The organism is Novosphingobium album (ex Liu et al. 2023) (assembly GCF_029076845.1).
Taxonomy (GTDB): domain Bacteria; phylum Pseudomonadota; class Alphaproteobacteria; order Sphingomonadales; family Sphingomonadaceae; genus Novosphingobium.
On sequence record NZ_JARESE010000080.1, the window covers coordinates 1 to 24,032 of the forward strand.

At 62.9% G+C, this 24,032-nt stretch carries 19 protein-coding genes and 1 pseudogene; 16 read left to right on the top strand and 4 right to left on the bottom strand.

What is annotated here, in order from left to right:
• Nucleotides 1–71 precede the first annotated feature (71 nt).
• Genes PYV00_RS21805 through PYV00_RS21815 form a run of 3 tightly spaced genes read left to right on the top strand, consistent with a single transcriptional unit; the run spans nucleotide 72 to nucleotide 2,558 of the window.
• Nucleotides 72–830 (top strand): multiubiquitin domain-containing protein, encoded by a 759-nt coding sequence (locus tag PYV00_RS21805; protein ID WP_275230446.1) that lies wholly within the window; start codon nucleotides 72–74, stop codon nucleotides 828–830.
• A gap of 1 nt (nucleotide 831) precedes the next feature.
• Nucleotides 832–1,272 carry a hypothetical protein gene (locus PYV00_RS21810; protein ID WP_275230447.1) on the top strand — a complete coding sequence of 147 codons (441 nt, stop codon included), beginning with the start codon at nucleotides 832–834 and terminating at the stop codon, nucleotides 1,270–1,272.
• The gene (locus PYV00_RS21815) at nucleotides 1,272–2,558 is read left to right on the top strand and encodes a hypothetical protein (RefSeq protein ID WP_275230449.1); all 1,287 of its coding nucleotides are present in this window, start codon (nucleotides 1,272–1,274) and stop codon (nucleotides 2,556–2,558) included. The genes PYV00_RS21810 and PYV00_RS21815 overlap by 1 nt, the downstream gene beginning before the upstream one ends.
• Before the next feature lie 56 nt (nucleotides 2,559–2,614).
• Here the strand turns inward: PYV00_RS21815 and PYV00_RS21820 are convergent, their stop codons facing one another.
• The 3 genes from PYV00_RS21820 to PYV00_RS21830 all read right to left on the bottom strand — a co-directional run bounded on the left by PYV00_RS21820 (nucleotide 2,615) and on the right by PYV00_RS21830 (nucleotide 8,747).
• A complete protein-coding gene (locus PYV00_RS21820; protein ID WP_275230450.1) occupies nucleotides 2,615–5,782 on the bottom strand; it encodes a UvrD-helicase domain-containing protein in 3,168 nt (1,055 codons plus the stop codon).
• Complete coding sequence (locus PYV00_RS21825) at nucleotides 5,779–8,445, bottom strand: PD-(D/E)XK nuclease family protein (protein ID WP_275230451.1); 2,667 nt, start codon at nucleotides 8,443–8,445, stop codon at nucleotides 5,779–5,781. The genes PYV00_RS21820 and PYV00_RS21825 overlap by 4 nt, the downstream gene beginning before the upstream one ends.
• 98 nt (nucleotides 8,446–8,543) lie before the next feature.
• Complete coding sequence (locus PYV00_RS21830; RefSeq protein ID WP_275230452.1) at nucleotides 8,544–8,747, bottom strand: hypothetical protein; 204 nt, start codon at nucleotides 8,745–8,747, stop codon at nucleotides 8,544–8,546.
• A 615-nt stretch (nucleotides 8,748–9,362) separates the two neighbouring features.
• Here PYV00_RS21830 and PYV00_RS21835 point away from each other — a divergent pair.
• From PYV00_RS21835 to PYV00_RS21850, 4 genes are all read left to right on the top strand, one after another.
• Nucleotides 9,363–11,099, top strand: a complete 1,737-nt coding sequence (locus PYV00_RS21835; RefSeq protein WP_275230453.1) for a hypothetical protein — start codon at nucleotides 9,363–9,365, stop codon at nucleotides 11,097–11,099.
• Between the two features lie 4 nt (nucleotides 11,100–11,103).
• Entirely contained in the window at nucleotides 11,104–12,432 is a 1,329-nt protein-coding gene (locus PYV00_RS21840) for a hypothetical protein (RefSeq protein WP_275230454.1), read from the top strand.
• A 1-nt stretch (nucleotide 12,433) separates the two neighbouring features.
• A complete protein-coding gene (locus PYV00_RS21845) occupies nucleotides 12,434–13,516 on the top strand; it encodes a DUF2235 domain-containing protein (protein ID WP_275230455.1) in 1,083 nt (360 codons plus the stop codon).
• 131 nt (nucleotides 13,517–13,647) lie between these two features.
• Nucleotides 13,648–15,630, top strand: coding sequence for a hypothetical protein (locus tag PYV00_RS21850; protein ID WP_275230456.1), 1,983 nt, complete (start codon nucleotides 13,648–13,650; stop codon nucleotides 15,628–15,630).
• Nucleotides 15,631–15,893: 263 nt separating this feature from the next.
• Here PYV00_RS21850 and PYV00_RS21855 read toward each other — a convergent pair whose 3' ends face one another.
• Nucleotides 15,894–16,286: a hypothetical protein gene (locus PYV00_RS21855; protein WP_275230457.1), complete on the bottom strand. Its 393-nt coding sequence runs from the start codon at nucleotides 16,284–16,286 to the stop codon at nucleotides 15,894–15,896.
• Between the two features lie 644 nt (nucleotides 16,287–16,930).
• Here PYV00_RS21855 and PYV00_RS21860 point away from each other — a divergent pair.
• From PYV00_RS21860 to PYV00_RS21900, 9 genes and pseudogenes are all read left to right on the top strand, one after another.
• Nucleotides 16,931–17,278: a hypothetical protein gene (locus PYV00_RS21860; protein WP_021688199.1), complete on the top strand. Its 348-nt coding sequence runs from the start codon at nucleotides 16,931–16,933 to the stop codon at nucleotides 17,276–17,278.
• 184 nt (nucleotides 17,279–17,462) lie between these two features.
• Nucleotides 17,463–18,443 (top strand): DUF7146 domain-containing protein, encoded by a 981-nt coding sequence (locus PYV00_RS21865; RefSeq protein ID WP_021688198.1) that lies wholly within the window; start codon nucleotides 17,463–17,465, stop codon nucleotides 18,441–18,443.
• Between the two features lie 36 nt (nucleotides 18,444–18,479).
• The gene (locus tag PYV00_RS21870) at nucleotides 18,480–20,117 is read left to right on the top strand and encodes a PRTRC system ParB family protein (RefSeq protein ID WP_021688197.1); all 1,638 of its coding nucleotides are present in this window, start codon (nucleotides 18,480–18,482) and stop codon (nucleotides 20,115–20,117) included.
• 37 nt (nucleotides 20,118–20,154) lie between these two features.
• Nucleotides 20,155–20,592, top strand: coding sequence for a PRTRC system protein E (locus PYV00_RS21875; protein ID WP_013846913.1), 438 nt, complete (start codon nucleotides 20,155–20,157; stop codon nucleotides 20,590–20,592).
• A gap of 49 nt (nucleotides 20,593–20,641) precedes the next feature.
• Nucleotides 20,642–20,848: a PRTRC system protein C gene (locus PYV00_RS21880; RefSeq protein ID WP_013846912.1), complete on the top strand. Its 207-nt coding sequence runs from the start codon at nucleotides 20,642–20,644 to the stop codon at nucleotides 20,846–20,848.
• A gap of 219 nt (nucleotides 20,849–21,067) precedes the next feature.
• Nucleotides 21,068–22,015: a hypothetical protein gene (locus PYV00_RS21885; protein WP_021688196.1), complete on the top strand. Its 948-nt coding sequence runs from the start codon at nucleotides 21,068–21,070 to the stop codon at nucleotides 22,013–22,015.
• An 8-nt stretch (nucleotides 22,016–22,023) separates the two neighbouring features.
• Complete coding sequence (locus PYV00_RS21890; RefSeq protein ID WP_021688195.1) at nucleotides 22,024–22,854, top strand: PRTRC system protein B; 831 nt, start codon at nucleotides 22,024–22,026, stop codon at nucleotides 22,852–22,854.
• A complete protein-coding gene (locus PYV00_RS21895) occupies nucleotides 22,851–23,510 on the top strand; it encodes a PRTRC system protein A (protein ID WP_021688194.1) in 660 nt (219 codons plus the stop codon). The genes PYV00_RS21890 and PYV00_RS21895 overlap by 4 nt, the downstream gene beginning before the upstream one ends.
• Nucleotides 23,500–23,967: pseudogene (locus PYV00_RS21900) on the top strand (PRTRC system ThiF family protein); the annotation flags it as partial. The gene PYV00_RS21895 and the pseudogene PYV00_RS21900, both read left to right, overlap by 11 nt.
• Nucleotides 23,968–24,032: the final 65 nt, after the last annotated feature.

Sequence of the window (24,032 nt, forward strand, 5' to 3'; positions counted from 1 at the left end):
ATTCCGTCCGACTCCTTCGCGTCGGACTCTACCCATTCGCGGTCACATTTCAGGGGAGCACGTCAGCGCAGATGGACTACGAACAGACGAACGGCGCCGCCCAGCTCGGCCCCGATGATGGAATCGAAATCAGCCGCAGCGAGGCTTATCGCTTGCTGTTCGGCGAGAATGGGCTGAACTTTCGTCCGCTGGTATTGCCCGATCCGGTACCGGTTGGTCGCCAGATCCTTGAGATCGCCGGCATTCGCGCGGTTGAGAATTGGGCGCTGATTGCCTTGCTTCCCACCGGTGCAATGGAGGATGTCCGGCTCGGCGAAGCCTATGATCTGCGCGGGCATGGCGCCGAACGCGTCATCGCCTTCATGACCGACACGCTGTTTCGCGGCTTCCTGCAGGGGCAGGACATGCTGTGGGGGCGCAAAGATATCCGCGGCGAGGAGCTTTATGCGCTGGCCGAGCTCGATCCCGGCGAGATACTCTATATCGATGTGCTTGGCGGCACTGATGTTCCGGTCGCGCGCGAGGATATCATCGACCTCTCCGCACCCGGCGTCGAGCGCTTCATCGCCGGACCCGTACCGGTTCCCCAGGGGTTTGAAGTGCTAATCAACTATAACGGGGTTGTTCGCCCGCTCCGGGTCAGGCCGCAAGAGACGATTGCCGCGGTGATCGAGGCGGCCCGTCCTTTGTTCGGCAATCCCGGCGGTGGTCTTGTACTGGTCGATCCGGGCTCCGGTCGGATCCTGGAACCCGGGCACACGGTCGCGCAGGAAGGCGTCCAGCCGGGCGCGCACCTCCAGCTCCGCCCCCGCGCAGTGCAGGGTGGTTAAGGTGCCGGTCCGGCTGAGCGGGCAATTGCTCGCTGAAACCTTCGATCATCTCCGGACCTGCGGGGATGGTCGAAGGGAATGCCAGGCACTCTGGGTCGGGCCTTGGTCCGACCCAGAGTGTATCACCCGGGTGGCGCATCCCCGCCATAGCGCGAGCGCAGTCGGGTTTCGCCTCGACGAAGCCTGGCTGACCGCGTTCTGGTCATCGCTGGCCGAAGCGGGAGAGGGGGTCAGGGTTCAGATCCATACCCATCCCGGTGCTGCCTACCACTCCGCTACGGACGATGCTTTCCCGATCCTGGCAACACCCGGCTTTCTCAGCCTCGTCATTCCTCGTTTCGCGCTTGGCCCGGTCGGTCTCGAAAAGGCGTTTCTAGCCCGCTTCGACGAAGACCAACGCTGGCGCGAAGTTCCGATCTCTGATCATCTGGAGATAGCCTGATGTCCTTGTCTGACGCTTTGTCCCGCACCCTTTTGCTGATGCGCAGCGACCTAGATCCTGGCGTCGAGGACGCCCAGCTTCTCGATGCCCTGACTTCGGTGCGTGTCTTACTCCATGCCGGCGCGGATGCGCTCGCCACCCATTCCGGGCAAACCGCCCTCGTCACCGCGGCGCTGACCATGGCGCGCTCCGGGCATGAGGTCTGGATTGCGGCTGAAGAAGTGGCGATGCTTGGGGCGCAGCGGTCGTTGAACCCAGGCCCGCTTCTGGGGGCCCTTGCCGATGCTGGCGATGATCTACTGCCCGGACGGTCGATCCGGATCGGTACGCCGCTCACCGCCGATCTTGCTGTGACATTCGGGCAGGTGAAGCCCTTACCCTACATGGATCGGACGCTTGCGATCAATGCGACCGATTGGGCGGCGTCGCTCGGCGAACAGCCCGGTGGTTGGTCAGGTGGGGCATGGCCGCTTGGCGCGGTGGCAGCGGGCGTCCTGGTTGCCTCGGAAGCCTTTCGGATCGCGATGCGCAAGCTGGCCCCCCATGCTGCACTTCCTGCCTATTTTGAGGATCTGCATGCGCCGGTTGGCACTGTCTCCTTCGTGCTTGCACCAGACAGTACGCCGAAAGCCGCAGCCTTGCCGGACTTCGACATCATCAGCGGTGGGGCGATCGCCAATGCAGCCTTGTTTGCGCTGAGCCGGATTCCTGGGATCATTGGAAAGGGCACGGTACTCGACGACGACCGATCGGCACTTAGTAACCTCAACCGCAATGCGCTTCTGCGCCGCAGCGCCCTGAACGAATATAAGGTCGCTGATTTGGCACGGCTTACCGGCACTATCGTTCTGTCGCCCGACCCCGTCCGCTACCTGGCGGGCATGGCGCTGGCGGATCATGTTCTGGTCGGCGTCGATGATATTCCCTCGCGTTGGGCCGCACAGGCGCAAATGCCGCATTGGTTGGGTGTCGGCGCGACCGAAGGTTTTTCGGTGCTGGTATCTTCGCATGCGGCAGACCAGGCCTGTGCCGGCTGTCTGCATCCAGTAGCTGCCGCGCCTACCGGACCGATTCCGACGGCAGCCTTTGTTTCCTTGCTGTCGGGGCTATTGTTGACCGTTCGCTGGTTACGGGCACTCGGACCGGAGGGCTCCGCGCTTGCAGATCAGCAGCAGTTTCTCAATGCGCTGCGCCCGGAAGGATGGAGCTTCGGGGCAATGCCGCTGCATGGCAATCCGGCATGTCCCGTTGGATGTGCAGCTTCGCAGATGCGTAACGCTGCCTGACCAGGCGCGAATTCCAACGATATGGGGCCGGGCCGATATATCGTCCCGGCCCTGTTTCATTGCGGCAGGATGATCTGGGTCATCACCGCAGCAATCGGCTGGTGTATCCAATATTCGAAACGGGTTTTCCCCGTCGCTTGCTCCAGCGCGCGCGCATAGAGCGCGACTTGGCCTGCAAAGGCACGCAACCGGTCTTCATCAAATCCGATCGAGCCCGGGAAGCTCTTATGATCGATGATCGCATAGCCATCGCCAAGATCGACGAGCAGGTCGAGCCGGCCGCCGACGATCTGCAATCCTTGCAGGGCATGGACCGGCCACTCGCTGTGCGTCGGCGCACCGCTAAATTGTTTGGTGAGAAAGGCACCGAGCCTGTCTGCGATCTCGACCAAATCCACGCCACGCACCTGCGGAACCTCCCAGCGCGCCAGCACCGCGTTGGCGAGCGCTGTCCGGGCACCGATATCGCTTGCGGGATCGTCGGCGGCGAGAAAGCGGTGAATGGCTTCGCCAAGCCGCTGAAGGTCCAGATCGCCGGCTAGCGCGAAGCGCGCGCCGAGCGTCTCGGTTGCCGCGATCTTAATCGTGCCTTCGGCCAAATGTTGATCGCTCGGGCGAACGCGCAAGGGAGGATGCGCCTGGGCCGCTGCGGGCGCCCGCAAATAGAGTTGCCCCGACGCCACGCCATGGTCGGCAAGCGCGAGCGCCTCGGGTTCGGCCCGGCGCGGACAGCTCGCCGTCCCGACCTGCACATCCGGACCGGTCATGGCGATCAGCGGCGCACCATCATCGCCGACGAGTTCGTTGAGCCAGGCGAGCGCACCGCCGGTGGTAGCCAGCCCCAGGTGGTCGCGTGCGCGGGTCATGCCGACATAGAGCAATCGGCTGCGCTCCAGTCGTTCTTCGGCCAGCGCGGCGATTCCCTGCTCGGATGCTGGCGCAAGCACGTCAAGCCCAACATCCTTTTGCTGCTCGCCATAAGGCCAGGGCCAGAAGCGCAGCACGCGCTGGGCAAGGGGCGCATTCCAGACGGGCGGGGCTTCATCTTCGGCGCTGAGGCCGAACGGCGATCCCTTGGCCGCGGCGTCGAGCTCGGTCAGAACCACGATCGGCCACTCCAGGCCCTTGGCACCATGGTAAGTGAGGATGTTGACGGCGTCGGGGTGCCGGCTCTCAGGCTGACGGGCGTCCTTGCGCGCGGCGATCCACTCGCAAGCGCCGACAAGCGTGGCGGCTTGCCGCTCCGCATGCTGTTCATCCTGGTATAGTGCAATCATATCACGCAGCGCTTCGAGGTTCTGCAACCGCTGTTCCGCGTCGCCCCATCGAGTGATGCTTTCCAGCACGGTATCGGCGTGGAGGATCGCATCGAAGGTTTCAGCCGGGGTCAGCTGGGCCGCGCGTTCGCGGATCGCAACCAGCGCTGCGGCGAAGGGAAGCCCCCCGCGCAAAATCGCTTCCGCCTCAGCTTCAAAAACCGCCGCGAGCCAGTTGTCATCGTCGCCCGCGAGGCGTGCCAGCTCAGCCAAAGCAAGCGTATCGCTGGGATCTGCCACCCAGCGCAGCGCGGCCAGCACAAATTCGGTCTCGGGCCGATCGAGCAGACCGGGGCGCTCCACCGCGACCCGGATTCCATAGAATGCCACAGCTGCAGCCAGCTCGGTGACTTGCGCATTGCCGCGGCACAATATGGCGATATCGCCACCGCGTGCATTTCGCAGGCTTCCGTCCTTGTTGCTGACCGGCCATGCGTCAGGCTCTGCCAGCAAGCCAGCGATGCGGCCGGCCAGCATCGCGGTGCGCTCTCCTTTGTTCTTTCCGGTCATCGCCCATGATGACAATGCCGCCGGCATGCCCTCCGGCTCTGAGCGCGCGCAGCCATCAAAGGCGACTTCATCGATCGTCATACCGGCGCGCAGCATATTGGGGGTAATTGCGGCGTTGACGAAATCGGCGAGCTGCGGGCGCGTGCGCCAGGACCGCCGCAGATAGTCGGTCTTGCCGCCGGTCGCTGTCGTAATCGCCGCCGAGGCAGCATTGGTAAGCGCGGGGTCGGCATCGCGGAAGCCGTAGATCGATTGCTTGGGATCCCCGACCCACAAATTGCCGCCGGCGATTTGCGACAGTGCCGTAAAGATTGCAATCTGGATCGGGCTTGAATCCTGGAATTCATCGACAAACACGGCACCGATGATTTCGCGCAGTCGCTCCGCATTGTCCGGGGACTGGATGATCTCCAGTGCGAGCATTTCCTGGTCAACAAAGTCGAGCAGGCCCCGGGCTTTTTTATAGTCGGCATAGGCGGTCATGCACCGCATCGCGCAGTCGAAGATCAGACCGATATAGGCGTCGATATCGGCTCGGAGACCCAGATGGCGTGGATGGGCCGCCGCTGCCGCGATCACGTCGGTGAACAACGCTGCGTCGGCTTTTGTCGCGCCAAGTTTGGCAAGTTTCGCCCAGTCGGGCCAAGCAATATGCTCGCCTGAGGCAAGGGTTCGCTGCGCCTTTTCGACGGTGGGTACGTCTTTGTTCAACGTACCGGCTTTGAGCAGGGCGCGGTTATTGTTTACCTGGACGATGCACGCCTGCAATGCGGTCGCGAGTGCATCGTCCAGGCTCTGCGCCGTTTCGCCAGCACCGGCGGCCGGCAGCAATCCGGTCAGGCTGGCGGTGGAGCGGGCCGCGCAATGGGCAAGCTTCTCAGGCGCGATCCCGTTGGAGCGGGCCATATCGACGGCACGCCGGACTTCGTCCTGCCAACCTCGCACGCTGCGTCCCGGCAACGCATAGCCGCGTGCCTGGATGCCAAAACGCTCGGCAATCTCGGAGATTGCTGGGCCGCATTGCTCGATTACCGCGCCAACCGCCCGGTCAAATACCGCGGCCTGCCGGTCTTCGGCAAGAACCTCGCTCACCGGCGGGCGGCCCATTTCGAACGCAAACTCATTGATGAGCGCGCCGCACACTGAGTTGACCGTGCCGATGCGGGCGGACAACATGGCAGCGCCGAGATCTGGTCGTCCCAGCTCGATCAGCTTTGCACGGATGCGGCCCGCGAGCTCGGCTGCCGCCTTTTTGGTGAATGTAGTAGCTAGGATGCGGTGCGGCAATGTCCCCGCGAGCACTTGGTTCGCGATTGCTTCGACTAGCCGATAGGTCTTGCCAGTACCGGCGCTGGCGATGACGGTATCGACCTTGTTCTGCACATTCGTCTCCATCATGCCAGCCCCCGCACGCGGCAAAGCGTCGCATAGTCACACCATTCGCAGTGGACATCGCGGGTGATCGCAATTTCCGCCGGCACCAGATCGGCGACACCATCGACCCCGGTTGCAAGAAGCTGCCCGGCTTCGGCATGCTGCGACCAGATCTTCCAGCCTTCCAATATAGCTTGCCATGTTGCAGGGAAGCCGCGACTTCCCTCGACTTCCCGGCCGATCAGGCCGTTGCTGGCAAGCGTTGCGAACTGGCGTTGGTTTAGAAGGAAATAGCCAGCCCGATAGGGCTGGCCGGGCGACACCAAAGCGCCATAGGTGGCTAACTGCACCGCGCGACCGGTGGTCAGTTCGTCGATCCGCGATTTCTCGCTACGCGTCCATTTCAGATCGATGATGACCGCATTGCTATTGGCATCGCGCGCAACGAGATCGACTGCGCCACGCATCGCGAGCAGCGCTTCGAATTCACCGCTTACCTGCTGTTCGGTTGCTTCGACGGTCAGTCCATTCTCGCCAAGGCATTGGGCAAGGCTGGCCATGGCGGCGGGCAGTCGTCGCCGGGCGAGATTGAGGGCGTCAGCGAGCTCGGGATGGCGCAGCGGGGCGGCGAGCTGGTCAATCCGCGCCTCGAGCAGTGCCTGTGTCGCGGTTGCCGCCGCTTCGGGCTCGGGCGGTGGACCAGGCTGAAATATCTCTCGGGCAATTGCGTGCGCGAGATTGCCGAGCAGCTGGTTTCCATCCGGGATAGAGCGGACGCGGCCGGGCTGAAGACCAGCGACATGCCGCAGGGCCCAGAGCAGCTGGCATGAGAATAGGTTTTCGAGCGAGGTCGCGGATTGGGCGCGGTCTGCAAGCTTGGCCGCAAATCCCGGCGGCGTCGTCCAGGCGAACTGCGGCAAGGCGAGTGGCCGCGGCGGTGCGGCTTGCCTGGCGAGTTCGACACCCGACAGCAGAAGTGCAGGTGCCCGCAACGCGGCTACGAGGTCGGTACGAATCGCCAGCTTGTCGAGCGCTGGCTTGAGACGGTGGGCGAGCGGATGCAGGCTGTCTTCGGCATCGCAGTTGAGGCCCACAGCTACCAGCAGCACGCGTTCACGCGCGTTCAGGATCGCGCGCTCCCAGGCAGCGCTAGCTGCTTGGGCAGCGCGGTTGATAGCGTCCGCTGGGCAATCGGCGGCCGCAAGCTCGGCGCGCTCCGCCTCGCTCCAAGGCGCGCGCTCGCTGCCTTCGGTCGTCGCGCTGAAGTTCCACCAAACGAGAGTCGGTACAGGCGCCCATACCGATCCCGGATGCTGGACACTGCGCCAGTTTGCGGCTTCGGCGACCGCGCCGGGATTGACCTGCCCGAGATCGAGCGCCTGATCGATAATGCGCTCGACGAGCAGTCGAGGTAAATGATCGCGGCCAAGTGCTGCCAAGGCATCACGCACTTCGCGCGCGAGCGTGGCGGTCGCCCCGTAGAGTGGGTCTTCGCCAATGCCGTACCTGCTTCCCGCCCAGGCGCTGACGAGATCGCAGATCTGAAGCGCCTGGGCGATCGGCATCCCGGTTTCCGGGTTGGCCGTGTCGGGTTCGGTCCATGTGCGCCAGCGTGCCAGCCGGGGCTCGATCTTGGCGATTTCGTCCGCATCGGTTCCGGCACGTTCGCGCTCAGCGTCGCCGATTGCCTGCCAGGCTGCCAGCCATTCCTCACCACCGCGGCCAGGGGCGGCTTCGAGCGCTGCAGCCAGCCGCCGCGCGGCGCGTGGCGGAATCGGCGAATTAGGGAAAACCAGGATTTCGAGAATCGCGTGCGGATCGAACGGCGCCCAGTGTGCCTTGAACGCCAGGAGCAGCAATTGCAGCGATCCGCGATGGACCGAAGTCCTGCTTCGGCCAGCGCGTGGTTGGCCGGCAGCGCCTAGCCCATGATCGAGCAGGCCGGTGTCTCCGTCCTGCGCGACCAGCGCGATCGCCTCGCCGTTGCGACCGGCAAACCAGTCTCCAAGGACTTCGGCAGCGAGCGAAGCACTTGCGCTTGTCGCCAGCGTTACGCTCTCGTCCGCCGCTCCTAGGTCCACCTCATCGCCGACCATCCAGCGCTGAAGTTGGCCAAGAGCCGTGCCCGCAGCCGCTGCAGGGACCGGCTGGATATGTTCAACTATTGTCCCTAGGTCCGCCAAGCGATGGACCAGGCGGCGAATCGCAGCGGGGCAGAGCGCTGGATCGTCGATCATCCGGATATGGGCGATGGCAGCTGCGGTGCGCGCATTGAGTGCGTCGAGGACGGCGACGATCCGGTCGTTCAATCCGCGCGGTAAATCGGGCATCGCAGCTGAAGCTGCGGCCAAATCTGCAAGACGCGGGGATTTCCAGGACAAGCCGGCGCGCCAGCCAAGTCCGACCAAATCGTCCCGCCAGGCGAGCAACGTCCTTGCGGTTGACCAGGAATCCACAGCCAGCGAACGCGACCAGAAGTAGGTGCCGCTGAGGCTTTCAAGCCGGGATTGAAAATGGGCAATACGCACGACCTGTGCGGTTGCCGGGCTGCCAAGTCCCAATAATGTTTCGAGGATGTCGACCAGTCCGTTCGGACCAACGACCGGCTGCCCCAAGGATCCCGGTGCATCGCCGCCATGATCTGGCCAAGCGCCACCATCGGCCCACAGGCCAAATACAATCTTCATTGTAGTCCCCCCTCCGTGGTCAGCATGCCAGTAATGGGTCGAGTCTCGCAACGCATGTTTTCACCAAATCTGATCTACTGCCCGCCGTTCGAATCTTGTCAGGCGATATTGATCGCTATCATTTCAGTGGCGGGCACAGTGCGCGCTTCCGAATAATCGCAATGCTCGCGCCGGACCGGAAAGCTGCTGCAAGTTTTTTGACGACGACCCGCAAGATCGCCAGCGAAGAGAATATGGTAGGTCGCGCTGTCGGTTTCGCCGACGCCGACAATGATCAGCGGCACCAGTTGTTCGAGCGGCAACGGAGCGCCCTCGACTCCCATCGCCCCCCATTTTTCCGCCTGCTTGAACGTCAGTCCCAGCTCATCGGCCTTGTTGGCTCATAGAGTCGCTTGCACTCTCGGTTCGGCATGCGTTGTGGACGGAGGCCGATCCACTTGTCGAGGATTCGGCGATCGGCAATCCAATTTGATGGCCTCTCGGTTGGGGCGTGTATCGCTCGAAGGGGTCGTACGCGCAATTTATGCGAGGCCCGATCCAAATCAGCAAGACTTGGTCGAAGTCCATTTCGTGCGCGATTTTTCGCTCCAACGCATGATCGAAATCGACCGACCAGCGCGTGGGCGGAGACACCTTGCCCTGCTCGAAAAATTCGGCGAATTTACGCTCATGCTTCGGCGTCCCGGGCTTGAAAAGAAACTTGGTAGAACCTTTAGTAGGGATCCTGCGGGATGGGCCGATTAAGGCAGTTCGGGCGTGGCCGCAGCGGCCATTAAATTGGTTGACTTTGTGGCAAGGTGCGGCGCGACGATGCTCACTCTTTTATTTGTCTAAATTGTTGTCGATCTGGACGCGTCACGGCGCGCAACGCGAAGGGGCTTCTGTTATTCTTGAATTCGTTCGGGGGGATCAGCAATATGACCGCATTGCAGCCGGTACGAAAGCTTACGATCGTTGCCAAGGATCCTGGGCTGCGAGTGGGCCTAGATGACGCTATGCTCTTCGCGCAGGTCGATGTTCCGGCGGAGATTTTGGGACCTGGTCCGACCGGATACCGGATCAAGGTCGTCGACTATAACGCCACCGAGCGACGTGCCTATGCCGCACGCCAAAGCTATCAAGACGGCAATACGCTGCTCGATCCCTTCGCACCTGTGGACGGCGAGGGGCTGCTTGATCTGAAATATCAGGCCAAGGCTCTCGCCGACCCGAATTTCCATGCGCAGAATTGCTACGCGATCGCGATGCGGACGCTTGGGCTGTTCGAGCGGGGGCTTGGGCGGCGGGTGAATTGGTCATCCGGCGGGCACCAGCTGCATATCGCGCCGCACGCTTTTGCGCTGGCCAACGCATTCTATTCTGAACCCGACCGCTCGCTGATGTTTGGCTATTTCTTCGACGGTGAAGGCAAACCAATCTTCACCTCGCTCAGCCATGATATTGTCGCGCATGAAACCACCCATGCTGTGCTCGATGGGCTGCGCACGCGTTACACCGAACCTTCAGGACCGGATCAGGCGGCCTTTCACGAAGGGTTTGCCGATATCGTAGCGATCCTCTCGATCTTTTCGTTGCCGGAAGTAGTTGCCGCTGGGCTCGGTTTTAGCGGGAAAATGCCGAGTAGTGGCGAACCGATGGTGCTGATCGCAGCGGACAAGCTGACTATTGAGGCGATCCGTACCTCGATCCTGTTGGGCATTGGGGCGGAGATCGGCATGGCGACCGGCGGCGGGCGGCAATCGTTGCGCCAATCGGTCGAACTGCCGCCGCGGGCCGATATCCTTGATGACCCCGATATGGCCGAGCCCCACAATCGCGGCGAGATTGTCGTAGCTGCGATGACGAGTGCCTTTGTTGAACTATGGACGACGCGCATCGCGCGGCTGGGTACATTCGACAATGGCGACTATAACCTCTCTGCCGTCGTGGACGAAGGCGCCAAGGCAGCGGCGCAGCTCCTGCAGATGGCGATCCGCGCGATTGATTACTGCCCGCCGACCGATCTGGATTTCTGCCAGTTCCTGGCCGGGCTGCTCACCGCCGATCGCGAGCTGGTTCCCGACGATAGCCGCTTTGGTTATCGCGCCCTGATCCGCAAAGCCTTTGCCAGCTACGGAATTATCTCGCCGCCCAAGGAGACCGATGGGGAGGGGTGCTGGCCACGCTTCGCAGCTGCCGAGACGCTGCAATATTCCCGGAGCAACGCCGAGGCGCTGACCCGCGATCGCAACGAGTGCTTCCGATTTCTCTGGGAAAACCGGGAAGCGCTCGAGATTACCGAGCGGGGCTATACCGAGGTGATCTCAATCGACTCGTCGCTGCGCATTGACCCTGACGGCATTCCGTTCCGTGAGACGATCTGCCAATATGTCCAGCTCGGCCATTTCTTCGGCGCAGAGCTTATCGGCATATGCAAGATTAAGCCGCTGCCGGACGGGTTCACAACAACTTCAAGTGTCGATCTGCTTGGCGGTGGGGTGGTGGTGTTCGACCAATATGGCCGGGTCAAATATCATATCGCCAATCGCCTGCTCGATGGGGCACGACAACGCCAGCGGCTCGAATATTTGCGCGACACTGGGCAGCTGCGAAGCCGGAGCGACGACGGGCGCAACCGGTTCGCCAATCTCCATCTTGCACGCATGGAGGGGTGAGACGATGCCGGCACCCATCACCGCAGAAATTCGCGCCTATCAAATGGGCTTTGGCGACTGTTTCCTGCTGACTTTCCTTTACGATCCTGCGGACAATCTGGCGGCGCGGCATATCCTGATCGACTTCGGCAGTACTGGCATGCCGGACAAAACCGAGGTGACATTGGACGCGGTTGCTGCCGATATCGCTCAGCAGTGCGACGGCGCGCTCGACATCGTGGTCGCGACGCACCGGCACAAGGATCATATCAGCGGCTTTGCCACCAAGACGAACGGCAAAGGGTCGGGCGACGTCATTCGTGGTCTGAATCCCAAGCGTGTCATCCAGCCCTGGACCGAAGCACCCCAAGCGCCCGAAGGGTGGGCCGGGCCGCCGGATGTGAGCACCGCGAAAGCCTTTGCCGACCGGACCCAGTCGCTGGCGGCGATGCAGGCAGTTGCGCAATCAGTGGTGGATCGGCTGGACCGTGAAAGCGGTTTCGATCCGCGCTGGCCGCTTGCCGATCGGCTCCGCTTCATCGGCGAGGACAATATTTCCAATGTCTCGGCTGTGAAGAACCTGATGACGATGGCGGGGGAGGACGGGAAGAATAACCTCTACGTCTTCCACGGCTGCGATCTCGACCTTGCCGATATCCTGCCTGGTGTGAAGGTGCATGTGCTGGGGCCACCGACACTCAACCAGTCGGCGTCGATCAAGGCCTATGCGAAGCGGTCGGACGACTACTGGTTCCAGGCGAGCGGGCTGGCCGCGTTGGCAGCGACGGATGCCGTCGCGGCGGACAAGAAGAGCATGTTGTTCCCCAAGCTAAAGGGCCGTGACACCTTTCGTGCATCACGGTTGCCGACCGAAATGCGCTGGGTCGCAGAGCGGGTCAATGCGGCCGAGGCCGATCAGATGCTGGGGATTGTCACCGCGCTGGATTCGGTGATGAACAACACCAGCGTGATCCTGTTGTTCGAGGCAGGCAGCAAAAAGCTGCTATTTCCCGGCGACGCCCAGCTCGAAAATTGGAGCTACGCACTGCAAAGTACGATGGCGCCGCTGCTCGATGACGTCGATCTCTACAAGGTTGGCCATCATGGTAGCCTTAATGCAACGCCGAAGCGTATGTGGGAGCGCCTCAAAAAGCGCGGCGAGGTGGGCAAACCGGACCGGCTGCAATCGATCATGTCGACCATGGCCGGCAAACATGGCGGCAAGGGCGGTGCCCCCACCGAAGTGCCGCGCGGGCCGCTCGTGAAAGAACTCAAGGCCGAAAGCACGCTACACAACACCCAGGATTTGAAGCCCGCCGATCTTTGTCAGCTGATCACCATCGATCTGAGGTAGCATGGCACGCAATATCATCGTCTGCTGTGACGGAACGTCGAACCAGCCGTCCAATGACGCCACCAATGTCGCCAAGCTGACCGAGGTACTGGTCAAGGACCCGGCGCAGCAATTGGTCTATTATCATCCCGGCTTGGGCACGATGGCGGCGCCTGGATTTACGACCCGGGTGGGCTCATGGGGCGCGCGTACCGCGGGGCTGGCGTTGGGCTATGGGCTCAAGGACGATCTGCGTGACGCCTATATCTACATCATGAACCATTGGCGGCCCGGCGACCGGCTGTTCCTGTTCGGCTTCAGCCGCGGTGCCTACACCGTCCGCGCACTCGCTTCGCTGATCCGGCTCTACGGTCTTGCCATGGCGGGCAATGAGGCGCTGGTCCCCTATGCCGTTCAGATGATGTGGCCCTCCAACGATGGCGAAGGCCATTTCGACGAGACGATGCGTAAGGCCAAGCAATTCAAGGTCAGTCTTACGACCGGAGATTGTCCGATCTATTTCATGGGGGTGTGGGATACGGTTAGTTCGGTTGGCTGGATCAACAATCCGGTTTCTTTCCCGCATACGCGCACGAATGATGCGATTGCCCATGTTCGGCACGCGGTGGCGATCGACGAGCGCCGGGCATTCTTCCGCACCAATTTGTTCGACACGGCACCGGGACAGGATCTGCGCCAGGTCTGGTTTCCGGGCGATCACTGCGATGTCGGCGGCGGCTATCCCGAGGCCGAGAGCGGCATGTCGAAATATCCGCTCGAGTGGATGATTTCGGAGGCTGCCGCGAAGGGGCTGTTGATCGATCCAGTGCACGCGGCGACCATTTTAGGCAAGGATGGCAGCGGCTATTCCGAGGCAAAGCCCGACGCCGAATTGCATGACTCGATGACCGGCTTCTGGCCGGCGCTCGAATATGTCTCCAAGCGGCATTGGAACAAGCAGCTGATGGCTTACGAGCATATTCGCAACCGCGGACGCCGCCGCGATATGGGGCAGGCGCCTATCGTGCATGATGTAGCCTGGCTGATCCCGGGCTACGCTGCCCGCTTGCCCGCCGATGCCATTCCGCTGAGCAAGGCTTTCTAAGTAGCCCTTGTTATCTACATGCCGGCGCAGAAGGCCTCCGAACGGATGCCGCGGAAGTATCCGGGTAGCATCCACGACGGTGGCATGATCGGAGTGGTCGACGTTGTGAGGATCAAGCGAGGGGACGGTCGATGCGGCTCGCGGACGTATTTCGGAGGGACACGCGGCGAGCCGATCACGCGATCGAGATCGCCGAGACGGCGACCGAGCTCTGGCCGGCACTGATTGAAAAGGCGGGACTAACCGGCCGTCACGGCCGCGCCGCCGGTCGCTACGATCAGGAATTGATCCATGAACTGCGGCAGAGGCTCTTTCCGTTAGAGCCCGAAAGCGCGGCGCTCGGTCCGTTGCTCGCCCGCAGTGACCTTTCGGCGGAAGCGCTGCTGCGGGCCTTCTTCGAGGTCGTCGCACCGTTCTCTCAGATGAAGGCGGACATCTTCGCCATGCTGACCGAGGCCGGCGCTACCGGCAGCGAAGCGAGCCTCCCCGTCATGTTCCAGTTCCGCGATGACGACATCTTCAACCAGTTCAGGAAGGCTGCGGAGATTATTTCCGAGCAACTCGTGGACGTCCCGGTCATCGAGCTCAGCGGCGGGCTGTTGTGGGATCTTGTTCGGGCGGGCGACAGGGGTGCAATATCGCACGACGCCGCGCCGCCACCAGGGCCGCCTTCGCTCGAAGATTGGGTGGGCGACCACGCTGCGGGCGGCGTCTACCGCAGGTTCCCCGACGGACTCCTCGACGGCTTTGGTCCGCCATACGCGCCCGAGGTCGCCCGGGTGATCGCAGTCTTCAACCTCGTGCTCGATGCATTCTCGCGGCATGGGCCGGACCCGACGGCTCTGGCTCGCCATCGCCAGCCCGACATCTTTCCGGAGCCGGACGCGACTGGGATGAGCTCCCGCGATCTCTCGTTCGTGGAGAGCGACGGTTGGTCCGTCCGCGCGGCGGAATGGATTGCCCGTCGCATCGCCGACCTCAACGCGACGAGGAGCGGCATCACGGTCGACGCGCTGGATCTGATGCTGGGGGATCTGCGCAAGCTGTTGCCGGAGGAAACGGCGGTCTCGCAACGCTTCGAGCGGCGCAGGCAGTTGATCGATTTCCTCGACATGCCGGTTTGGAAGGAGCGCAACGCGGTTTACGCGGTCTGGCTGGGCACCCAGATGCACAGTGCCCTCAAGATCCAGGGCTGGCAGTTCCGCTTCCACCTCGTGGATGGGCGATTGGGATTCCCGTTCGGTGGTGCGCACCTCGCCACTCTCTTCCACCCGGTAGATCCGCGCGTCCTGCTTTGGTGGACGGAGCTGAGGACTCCATTCACCGGGCTTCTCAGCGGTCACCGTACCACGGGAATCCAGCCGGACTACCGAATACGCGAGGCGCCGGCGACAGACCCCAAGGATGCCTCCCGAGACTTGCTGGCAGTGGAGGCGAAGCAGCATCTCGGATGGAAGACCCGGGAGTTCGCGGGTGCGTTGATGGACTACGCGCAGGTCTGCCGAAACGCCACAGTCCTGCTCGCGAACTACGGCCCGATCGCCACTGAAGGAGTGCGCGAGCGCGTCGCCGCAAAACTCGGCCCTGCCGACGCCGATCGGACGCAGGTGTTCCCCCGGACATATCCTGGTCGCGGGTGGATGGTCCGCGACTTCCGGCACGCGGTCGCCAAGGCGGTCGGCGGCCCGCGCGCTGACCGCCCGCTTTGGGGTCCGGTGACCGTGACGCTTGAGTGGAACGAACCGGTTGACCTCGACCTCCACCTGGTCAGGCGCCGACCTGGAGAGCACGTCAGCCATCGTGAACTGACCGGCGAGTACGTGGAACTCCACGGTGACAGCTTGATCGGTCCGGCCCGCGAGCGCGCGACGATTTTGCCCAGTACCGATGCCTATGCGATAGCCGTGCATGACTTCCATGAGACCGGGGCGCTCGTGCCCGGCACCCTGGAGGTTCGGATCGAGTTCCATCCGGACGACTTGATCGATCCGCTCGTCCTGGAATTCAACGCTCCATCGCCCGCAAGCTGGTGGGTCGTTGGCCGTATAGATATGGCGACAGGCGTCTTCATCCCGGTGAACGTCGCGGCGAACGGGTCACCGGTCTTCTGGTGATCGGTGCCGTCCACTCGTCCTGCGGTCCGGATCTTTACCGGAGAGCAAATGAGCCGCGACGCAGGTACTTCTCACAATGGCAGCCGGGGCGGACCTGCCTCGCTGACCTGTCTGCACTCACCACGCCGGGAGCAAGCTTGAGGAACTCCAGCGTTCATTGGACAACCCTATGTGCCCAAATTATTATGGCGTCACCGCGTAGCACCCGGAGTTGGCCTAGATGAGGAAAATCGAAGTAACGTGGAACTGTAATTCCACTTTGTTCATTTTGCGCCAATTTGTACTAATTTACGCCGAAGCGGCACTTCATTGCCATAACTGTTGTAAAGCGCTTGGTGGTTGTGCACATCACTTACATGGAAGCGAATAGCCGCGAAATAGCATTTGAAAGCGGTGTTCGAACAAGAGGTGATGAAGGTGATCCCCAAGATCGGACTTGAGCTAGCGCAAGCGGCGTCAGTTGCCTTCGGAGGGCGAGCCTGGCTTGCAGGGTCGGAGAAGGGACTGACCGCATACGACGAGGTGGGGGAGATGGCGAGGGTGCCGAGCACCGTACAGGACTCGAACCAAAGCGACCAGGAAAGTCGTTTTATTTCAGATGGATGGCGGATGTCTGGGGCGGCGCGAAGAACGTGATTTGCGGCCGGAACCAACAAGTGTCTGAAAAGCACACAAAACCCCCGGAATGGGGAGCCATGGTGACCCCTACGGGAATCGAACCGGGCCTTCGGGGTAATACAGGGTAACGCAGGGGAAGCAAGCCCTTGATTTGCGGTGCGCCAATTGCCCTCCACTCCCCTCCATTACCCTAAATGTGCCACGAAATGTGCCACGGTAATGCTGCTGGATGGGTTCCTCACGCTTCTTGCCTTTCAGGCGCAGACCGCACGCTAATGTGTCGACTTTGGCTTCGCGTTCGCTTCACGATCCGCCAGTTGCCCGCGCGTCGATGCTGGGCAGGCAATGTGGGAATATCCCGCAATGTTAACCAATTCGGTATCGAAATTCCCCTCCAAAAGGCACCTTGCCGGACAGGAGGATTCGAGCATCATGCCTGTTGGACTACTTTGTTCAGGATAGCGGGGGGCAACCAGACGTTGGGGCATCGGCACGGTTCGCCATGATGCTACCCAAATGGGATGGAGAGCAAATGCCCATGCGACACGATGCCCGAATTGACCCCATGCTGGACGACACAGGCCGTCCGGCTGTTTTCGCACCTCTATGCAGGTCGATCATTAGCGCAAGAGCGGCGTCGGCCACCATGTTCGGCTCTCTCTGCGCCGACCCAGGATGCGAAATGTTGCTCGATCTCTACTGGCGCGACAGCCAGGGATTGAAGACTTCTCTGACCAGCTTCTGCCTCGCGTCGAAAGCATCGGAGATGACCGGTCGGCGATGCCTTGGCGAGATGGAGGCGCAAGGCATAGTCGAGCGCTTCCCTGATCCCTTCGATAAACGCCGGATATATGTCCAGCTGACCGCCGCCGGGCGGGATAAGATGGATGCGTGTTTCCAGACCTTGCTGTCCGGATATGCGCAAACCTGTCACGACTGCGCCCGCAAATGCGGCGACGTTCCAGACGGGACCCGGCAGGAAGTCCCGTTCTGCATTGCGATAGACGGCGTCCGGCGGTTCCGACGGTAGAAGTTCAGCGTCGGTATCAGTGGTCAGCAAATAGGCCAGCGTAGCGTGCAGCACTGCGCCGGTGAAACGGGGACGCGCTGCCCGTTGATCCGACCTGAGATCACATTGGCAGCGAGCGTCGGCCGCGGCCTGAAGAGAAGGAGGAGTGGGGCGAGGGAGTTTTCCCTATGCTGGAGTTCCTCCCATGGCCCTGTCGCGCACGAGCGCCGATCCTCGTCTCCATGCCGCTGCCGCCAGCATCGTCAAATCACTCGGTGGAACATGGAAGCCATCGGGCGCGATGTGCCGTTGCCCGGCGCATGACGACCATCGCCCGAGCCTTTCGGTCCGGGTCGGCGAGCATAGCATATTGTTCAAATGCTTTGCCGGCTGTTCCACGATCGATGTCATTCGCGCGCTGCGCAGCGACAGGCGCCCTATACCGACGGCCGATGCTGAAACGGAATTCGCACGCGCGGATGGCAGCGAGCGACGGTTGGCCGGCCGGATCCGTTCGCTCTGGAAGGAAGCGCGTGCCGTTACCGATACGCCGGCGGGCGTCTATATGGCGACGCGTGGTTTCAACGAGCCGCATCCGGCGCTGCGCTACCATGATCATGTGCCGCTCGGCCGGGGCGCCGACGTCCGTTTCCGTCCGGCGCTGCTCGCCGCCGTTGAAGCCGACACCGGCGTCATAGCACTCGAACGGCTGTTCCTCGACCCCCGGACCGGATTGCCGGCCACTGATCTCGATCCGCCCAAACTGATGCTGGGTCGCCCGCACGGTGGCACCGTCCGTTTCGGGGCCGCCACCGATGTGCTGGGGCTGGCTGAGGGCTGGGAGACCGCCTGGTCCGCTCATTTGCTGCTCGGCATCCCTGTCTGGGCCGCGCTTGGTGCCGACCGCTTCCCCCTGGTCACTGTGCCTGAGCGGGTCGAACGCCTCTTCCTCCTTCACGACAACGACCTTTCCGGTCGGCGCGGCGCGGCGCGGGCGAAACAGGCGCATGCGCGAGACGGCCGGTCGATCGAGCCGCTGCCTCCACCGCCGGGCTTCAATGACTGGAACGACCTCTACCGGGCGAGGGGAAGGGGGAGGGAGATGGTTGCGGAATGCAGACTGATGATCAGCCGCGTCCCGCACATTCCGACACGCGCAGCGGCATGGGCGTCCAGCCAACCCTGAACGCGAGCCTGCTACAATCCACACAGGAGACGAGCCTTGACCTCGCTACAACCGAGCTATCCCTCCACGCTGCCGCTCGCCAGTATCGTGAAGGGCGACAATCCCCGCCGGTATTTCGACCGGAAGAAGCACGAGGAGATGGTGGCTTCCATCCGGCAGCGCGGCATACTCCAGCCCATATTGCTCCGGCCGAAGGACGACGTCTATGCCATCGTCGCCGGCGAGCGCCGGTACAGGGCAGGGCTGGAAGTCTATGGGCTCGACGGCGAAGTGCCGGTCATCATCCGCGTGATGACGGACCAGGAAGCGCTCGATGCCGCGATCGCCGAGAATGACGACCGTGACGATCCGTCGGAGACCGAGCAGGCCGATGCCGCCGTCCGCTACCTCGCGGCATGCAACGGCGACCGCGCCGAGGCCGCACGGCGACTGGCCTGGTCCCGCGCCAAGCTTGATCGCCGCCTGGCGCTCGCTGAACTCACCGACGCCGCTAAGACCGCCCTCGATGAGCGCCGGATCAAGGTTGGTCACGCCGAACTGCTCGCCGTCATCCCCAAGGACAAGCAGGACACGGCCCTCGACACGATCCTGCGCCTGAATCTTGACGTGAACGATACGCGCAAGGAACTGATGCGCATCACGCATAGCCTCGCGAGCGCCTGTTTCGACAAGACCGAGTGCGCCACCTGTCCGTTCAACTCGGCGGCGCAGCAAGTCCTTTTCGAAACCCATGTCGATGATGGCCATTGCACCAATCCGGGATGCTTCAAGCTCAAGACCGAAGCCGCCGAGGTGATCCGTTTCGAGGAAAAGGAGCGCGCCGCGAAGGCGGCCAGGAGAGCGATGCCTCCTGCTGCCGATGATGCCGACGCTGATGCGCAGGACGATGTCACCGTCGAACCCGCGCCATCGATGGATCTCCAGCCGCAGCCGGAACGCGGCGCCATATCATCCAGTGCTGTCGAAAACCGCGAGCCTCCCCCGCCACGCACTGCCGAGACCGTGCCGGCCGCGTCGACGGCGCATAAGCCGACCGTCACGGCCAGGTCGATCGCGACCCGAACCGCCGAGCTTCGCGAGGCGACATGGCGAACCGCGCTTGCCCGTGCGCTCGCGGGCAATGCTGTCCACGCCCGGACCACGATCCTTGTGGCGGCGATGTCGGGCACGCTTTCGCAGATCAAGCCCGACACGCTGACGTCCCGCGCTGGCATCCTCGTCGGCGCCTCGTTCCCGGACCTCGACTTCAAGGGCAAGATCGCGGAAATCCGGGCGCTTGCCGATGCGCGGGCCGCCAATGTGCTGGCCGTCATCGGCGGCGCTTACGCCAAGGATGTGCTCAGCTTCGATCATGTCGCGGACCTTGCGAGAGTGTTCGAGGTCGACTTGCGCGAGACGTGGCAGGTCGATCAGACCTTTCTCGAGCGCTACACAAAGGAAGAGCTCAAGTTCATCGCCCAGGAATGCGGCCTGATCGCGCATGTCGGCGAGAAACGGTTCGCCAAGCTGCTCGCATCGAAAAAGACCGAGCTTGTCACCAGCATGCTCAATCGCATCGGGTTCGATTGGGCGGGACGTCTGCCGGGCTGCATGACGCTCGATGGCGCCTATGGACCGCCCCCGGATCGTGCTGCCCAGCCGGCCGACGCTCCCATCTCGCAAATCGCCGCCTGACCGACACCCTCACCCTTCCAGACAAGGACCAACGCCCATGTTGATTGCCAACCTGCTGCCGCTTCTCGCCAACTATTCGCTCGGTTTCGATCTTGTCGCCGGCCCCGACGATACCGTCACGCTGACCGTCATTCCCCGCAAGGCGGAAGGCGCGAAGCACGGTCTCGAATCCGGCGAGACCCGCCCGATCTCGATCACCGCAACCGCCGTGGAGATCGATGCGGAACTTGGCCGTGGATCGGACGGCGCACTCGGCCAGCTCATCGCTACGCGCAAGACCCTTGCCGACCAGATCGCCGATCAGCGCCAGGCGGCCGAGGACGCAAGGATCGCCGCAGCGGAGGCCGCGAAGGCCAAGGCCGCCACGAAGGCCGCGACAGCAAAGACGACGGTGCCTGTGAGTCCTCCGAAGCTCCAGCACGCGGTCACCCCGCCGGTCGACGCCAAACCGGACCAACCCGCCACCTTGTTCTGACCGGACTCCGCTCAAATCTCGCCACGACCCAAGCCGGGAGTTTTACCTCATGCAGATCAACCATCTCACCCGCGCGTACCGCTATGACGGCATCGACCTTCCGGTTCCGCCGCATCTCGCCAACGATCCCGACGGTCTGCGTGCCTACCATGCCACGCTCTACCCCGCGGTTCTCAACGCCGAGATGGTCGACGCCGGCGTGTCGGGCGGCGCTCACGTCACCGAATACCGGCGCGCCGTCGGCACCAAGGGCTGACCGTGGCGCGCGGCAGCAGCGCGGCGATCCCGTCCGCAGTTCGTAAAACGCTCATCGAATGGATCGAGCCCGGCAATGGCGACACATCCGAATTCACCCAGCCAATCTGCAGCGAGCAAACCCAGGCGCTCCACGCGTGCATCCTTCTCGCGTCCGGGGACGGCGGGAGCAAGGCTCCCAGGCCGCTCCCGCCGCCACCGGGCCTGCGCCTTCCACCCCTTGGCTGACCTCGCGGGGCGGGCCGTTGCACTGTCCGGCGACATTCCCGCCCTCTTCGATGCTCCACTGGCGTCCCATCACAAGCTGATAGGCCGCTGGGCCACGTCTCGGGAAACGACGGCTAAACGCTATACTCGCGACCAGGCGCGCCAGCGCATCGAACGACTGTTCGACAAGGCGGTGCTCGACATTCTGGGCTCCGTCGAATTCGCGGACTTCAGGGTCGCGGTTCTTCACGGGAACGAAGGTTATCCGCCGGCTATCGCGGTGATCTGCGACAGCATGGGGCAACTCGACCTCGGATGGATCGAAGACAGCGATGCGCCCATTCCCTGGCGCGCCGCAGCCTACAAGGCCCTCGACGATATGCTGGGCCGCGCCCTTCCGATCTTCGGCTACCAGGACCTCTTCGATGAAATCTCTATGTACTATTGGGACGGCGCGACCGATGATGAAACCGCGCGGCAGTGGATCGTCGAATATCAGGGCATGGATCCTGACGATATCGAGGAACTCACTCTGCCATCCAACATGGAGTCTCGCCGGCCCGATTGGATGATCGCGGCAAACGCGGGGGCATCGGCGGAACTTCCGAACGGCTTACACCGGAAACTGGAGGAACTCCGCAAGGCGTACGCCGCTCTCGGGAAACTCCGACCGGAGCGCAGCGCCTGGCAATTCGATATCGAGATTGCCCAAGAGTATCTCCCCGGCATCGAGGAATGCTCGACATTGCCCCCGCTGACGCTCGTTCCGGTCGAGCAGTTCGCACGCGAGGTCGATGACGTCGGACGCCACGGGATGGAATACGGCTTCATGGACATCGCCGGCTTCTGCCCTTTGCCAGATTCAGTCCCGATCGACGACTGGTTCGCGTCCTTGCGTGTCGGCGCGCGGTTCCTGCTCGCCGCGCAGGACCTGATCCAGCTCGATCCAGCCAACCTTTGAGGTTCCTTATGTCCGACCACCGCACCCAGTTCGAAGCGACCGCCGGCGGCCTCGCGCTGACCAACGCCATTCTCCTTTACCGCAGCCAGCCGATCCGCAACGCCAGTCCCTATGCCACCGCTCGCGCGGGCGCCGCCGCATTCGCCAGCATCCATGCGATCGAGCATGACGATGAGGGAAAGCCGATCATCGGCGCGGGCACATCGCTGTCGCGCGCGCATCTGCGTCAATGGACCGAGGCCCTGGGCCGGACCGTTCTTCCCGAATTCCTGCCTGACAATGTGCTGGTCGCTCATCCCGACATGCTCGCATGGTGGATCCCGACCCAGGTTCGCCCGGCCTATTTCGCTCTCACGGATCCGCCCGCCGGCCTGCAGGTGCTCGCCGCGCGAACCACTATGCCGGTCCCGTATCCGCCGCATCTGTTCATCGCGACCCGATCGGGGTTCGGCGTTTACGCCTTGCCGGCAAACGAACGCCCCGGCATCGATACCCCGGTGCTGCACTCGCCGGTGCTCAATGTCTATCTCGACGGGCAACTTTGCTGGGGCAACATTCCGAAGCCAAAAACGCTGACGACAGCCTCCATCCCGGAATTCGAGCGCGGGGTGTTCGATAGCTGGTCCACCCACCCCAATCCCGGACAGGAACTGACCATCACCGGCAAAGGTGGTCTGGTTCGGCTCTGGGACGACCTCGCCGCGCGCAAGGCGAAGCGCTTTCCGGTCAGGCGTCTCAGGCCATTCGATCCCGGTCGGACACGACAGGCCTCCCGGCGAGCAACCCGGACCGATCAGATGACTCTCGGAAAGCTCCTTGCGAGAGGGGCGAACCAATGACCGTGCTTGCTGACGATCCCACTGCGGCCGCGGTCCTTGCCGCCGTGCCCTGTTATCCGGTCCCGCCACAGGGACGCTCGCCCGCCCTCGCTATGCTGCGCGCCGCCCGCGCCGGACGCGGCCTTGCGATCGGGATAGACGGCGTCATGCTCATCCTGCGCCGGCCCTGGCTGGAACTGGATTTCCCGATCACGCCGCCGCTTTCCCTCCATATGCCCTATGGCAGCACGGGCGCCTGTCGCGCCGAACTGCGCTGCGGGCTCATTCCACGCGAGCATCTCGATCATATTCTCGATCATTTTCGCGCAGCCTTGCCCAATGAAGCCGCGGCGTTCGTCCTCTGGAACGAAGCGACCCGGGAATTCGCGGTGGACCTTCCTGTCATCGACGAAGCCACACCCTCGCGCCTCGTCTATCGCACGCCGATTCCGCAGCCCGATTGGCATGTTGTCTGCGATTTTCACAGCCACGGGGTCGGTCCCGCCTTCTTCAGCACCACCGACGATGCCGATGACGCCCATGCGACGAAGATCGCGATCGTCGTCGGCCGGCTCGACGATCCCTGTGGTCCGGCGATGCTCGCGCGCCTTTGCGCCGACGGCATGTTCCTGCCGTTACCACGGAGCCCGTTTTCAGGAGACCGTCATGCCGACTGACCTCACGGATCGTCATTATCTGCCCGCCGGGTTCGATAATCGCACGATCAACATCCTGCTGGTCGGTTGCGGCGGAAACGGCGGGCAGATGCTGATGGGACTCGCCTCGCTCGACACCGCGCTGCGCGCGATCTCCTCGCGATCGCTGCATGTCGTCGTGATTGACGACGACATCGTGACCGAAGCCAATCTCGGCAGGCAGCCATATTACCGGGGCGACGTCGGCAGTTCCAAGGCCCGCACGCTCACCGAACGGATCAACCTCGCACACGGCCTGGCCTGGCAGGCAGTGCACGGCCGCGCCCCTGAAGCCATTAGTATGGATGGCGCCGACATCGTCATCACCTGTGTCGACACGGCATCGGCCCGCCGCGCGATCGGTGCCGCGCTCGCCGAATGCGGGACCGTTCCCGCCTATTGGATGGATCTCGGCAATCGCGCGAGCGACGGGCAATATTGCGCGGCGACAACTACGATGGCCGGTTGAGCGGCGACTATGATGGCCGGTAGGATCGGTTGTCT

Excerpts from the sequence above, each read along its gene's own strand:
- PYV00_RS21880 (WP_013846912.1), top strand. The coding sequence starts at position 20,642 with ATGCAGATCAACCATCTCACCCGCGCGTACCGCTATGACGGCATCGAC.
- PYV00_RS21845 (WP_275230455.1), top strand. The coding sequence starts at position 12,434 with ATGGCACGCAATATCATCGTCTGCTGTGACGGAACGTCGAACCAGCCG.
- PYV00_RS21860 (WP_021688199.1), top strand. The coding sequence starts at position 16,931 with ATGTTGCTCGATCTCTACTGGCGCGACAGCCAGGGATTGAAGACTTCT.
- PYV00_RS21820 (WP_275230450.1), bottom strand. The coding sequence starts at position 5,782 with ATGATGGAGACGAATGTGCAGAACAAGGTCGATACCGTCATCGCCAGC.
- PYV00_RS21835 (WP_275230453.1), top strand. The coding sequence starts at position 9,363 with ATGACCGCATTGCAGCCGGTACGAAAGCTTACGATCGTTGCCAAGGAT.
- PYV00_RS21895 (WP_021688194.1), top strand. The coding sequence starts at position 22,851 with ATGACCGTGCTTGCTGACGATCCCACTGCGGCCGCGGTCCTTGCCGCC.
- PYV00_RS21815 (WP_275230449.1), top strand. The coding sequence starts at position 1,272 with ATGTCCTTGTCTGACGCTTTGTCCCGCACCCTTTTGCTGATGCGCAGC.
- PYV00_RS21865 (WP_021688198.1), top strand. The coding sequence starts at position 17,463 with ATGGCCCTGTCGCGCACGAGCGCCGATCCTCGTCTCCATGCCGCTGCC.
- PYV00_RS21825 (WP_275230451.1), bottom strand. The coding sequence starts at position 8,445 with ATGAAGATTGTATTTGGCCTGTGGGCCGATGGTGGCGCTTGGCCAGAT.
- PYV00_RS21805 (WP_275230446.1), top strand. The coding sequence starts at position 72 with ATGGACTACGAACAGACGAACGGCGCCGCCCAGCTCGGCCCCGATGAT.
- PYV00_RS21840 (WP_275230454.1), top strand. The coding sequence starts at position 11,104 with ATGCCGGCACCCATCACCGCAGAAATTCGCGCCTATCAAATGGGCTTT.
- PYV00_RS21890 (WP_021688195.1), top strand. The coding sequence starts at position 22,024 with ATGTCCGACCACCGCACCCAGTTCGAAGCGACCGCCGGCGGCCTCGCG.
- PYV00_RS21850 (WP_275230456.1), top strand. The coding sequence starts at position 13,648 with ATGCGGCTCGCGGACGTATTTCGGAGGGACACGCGGCGAGCCGATCAC.
- PYV00_RS21875 (WP_013846913.1), top strand. The coding sequence starts at position 20,155 with ATGTTGATTGCCAACCTGCTGCCGCTTCTCGCCAACTATTCGCTCGGT.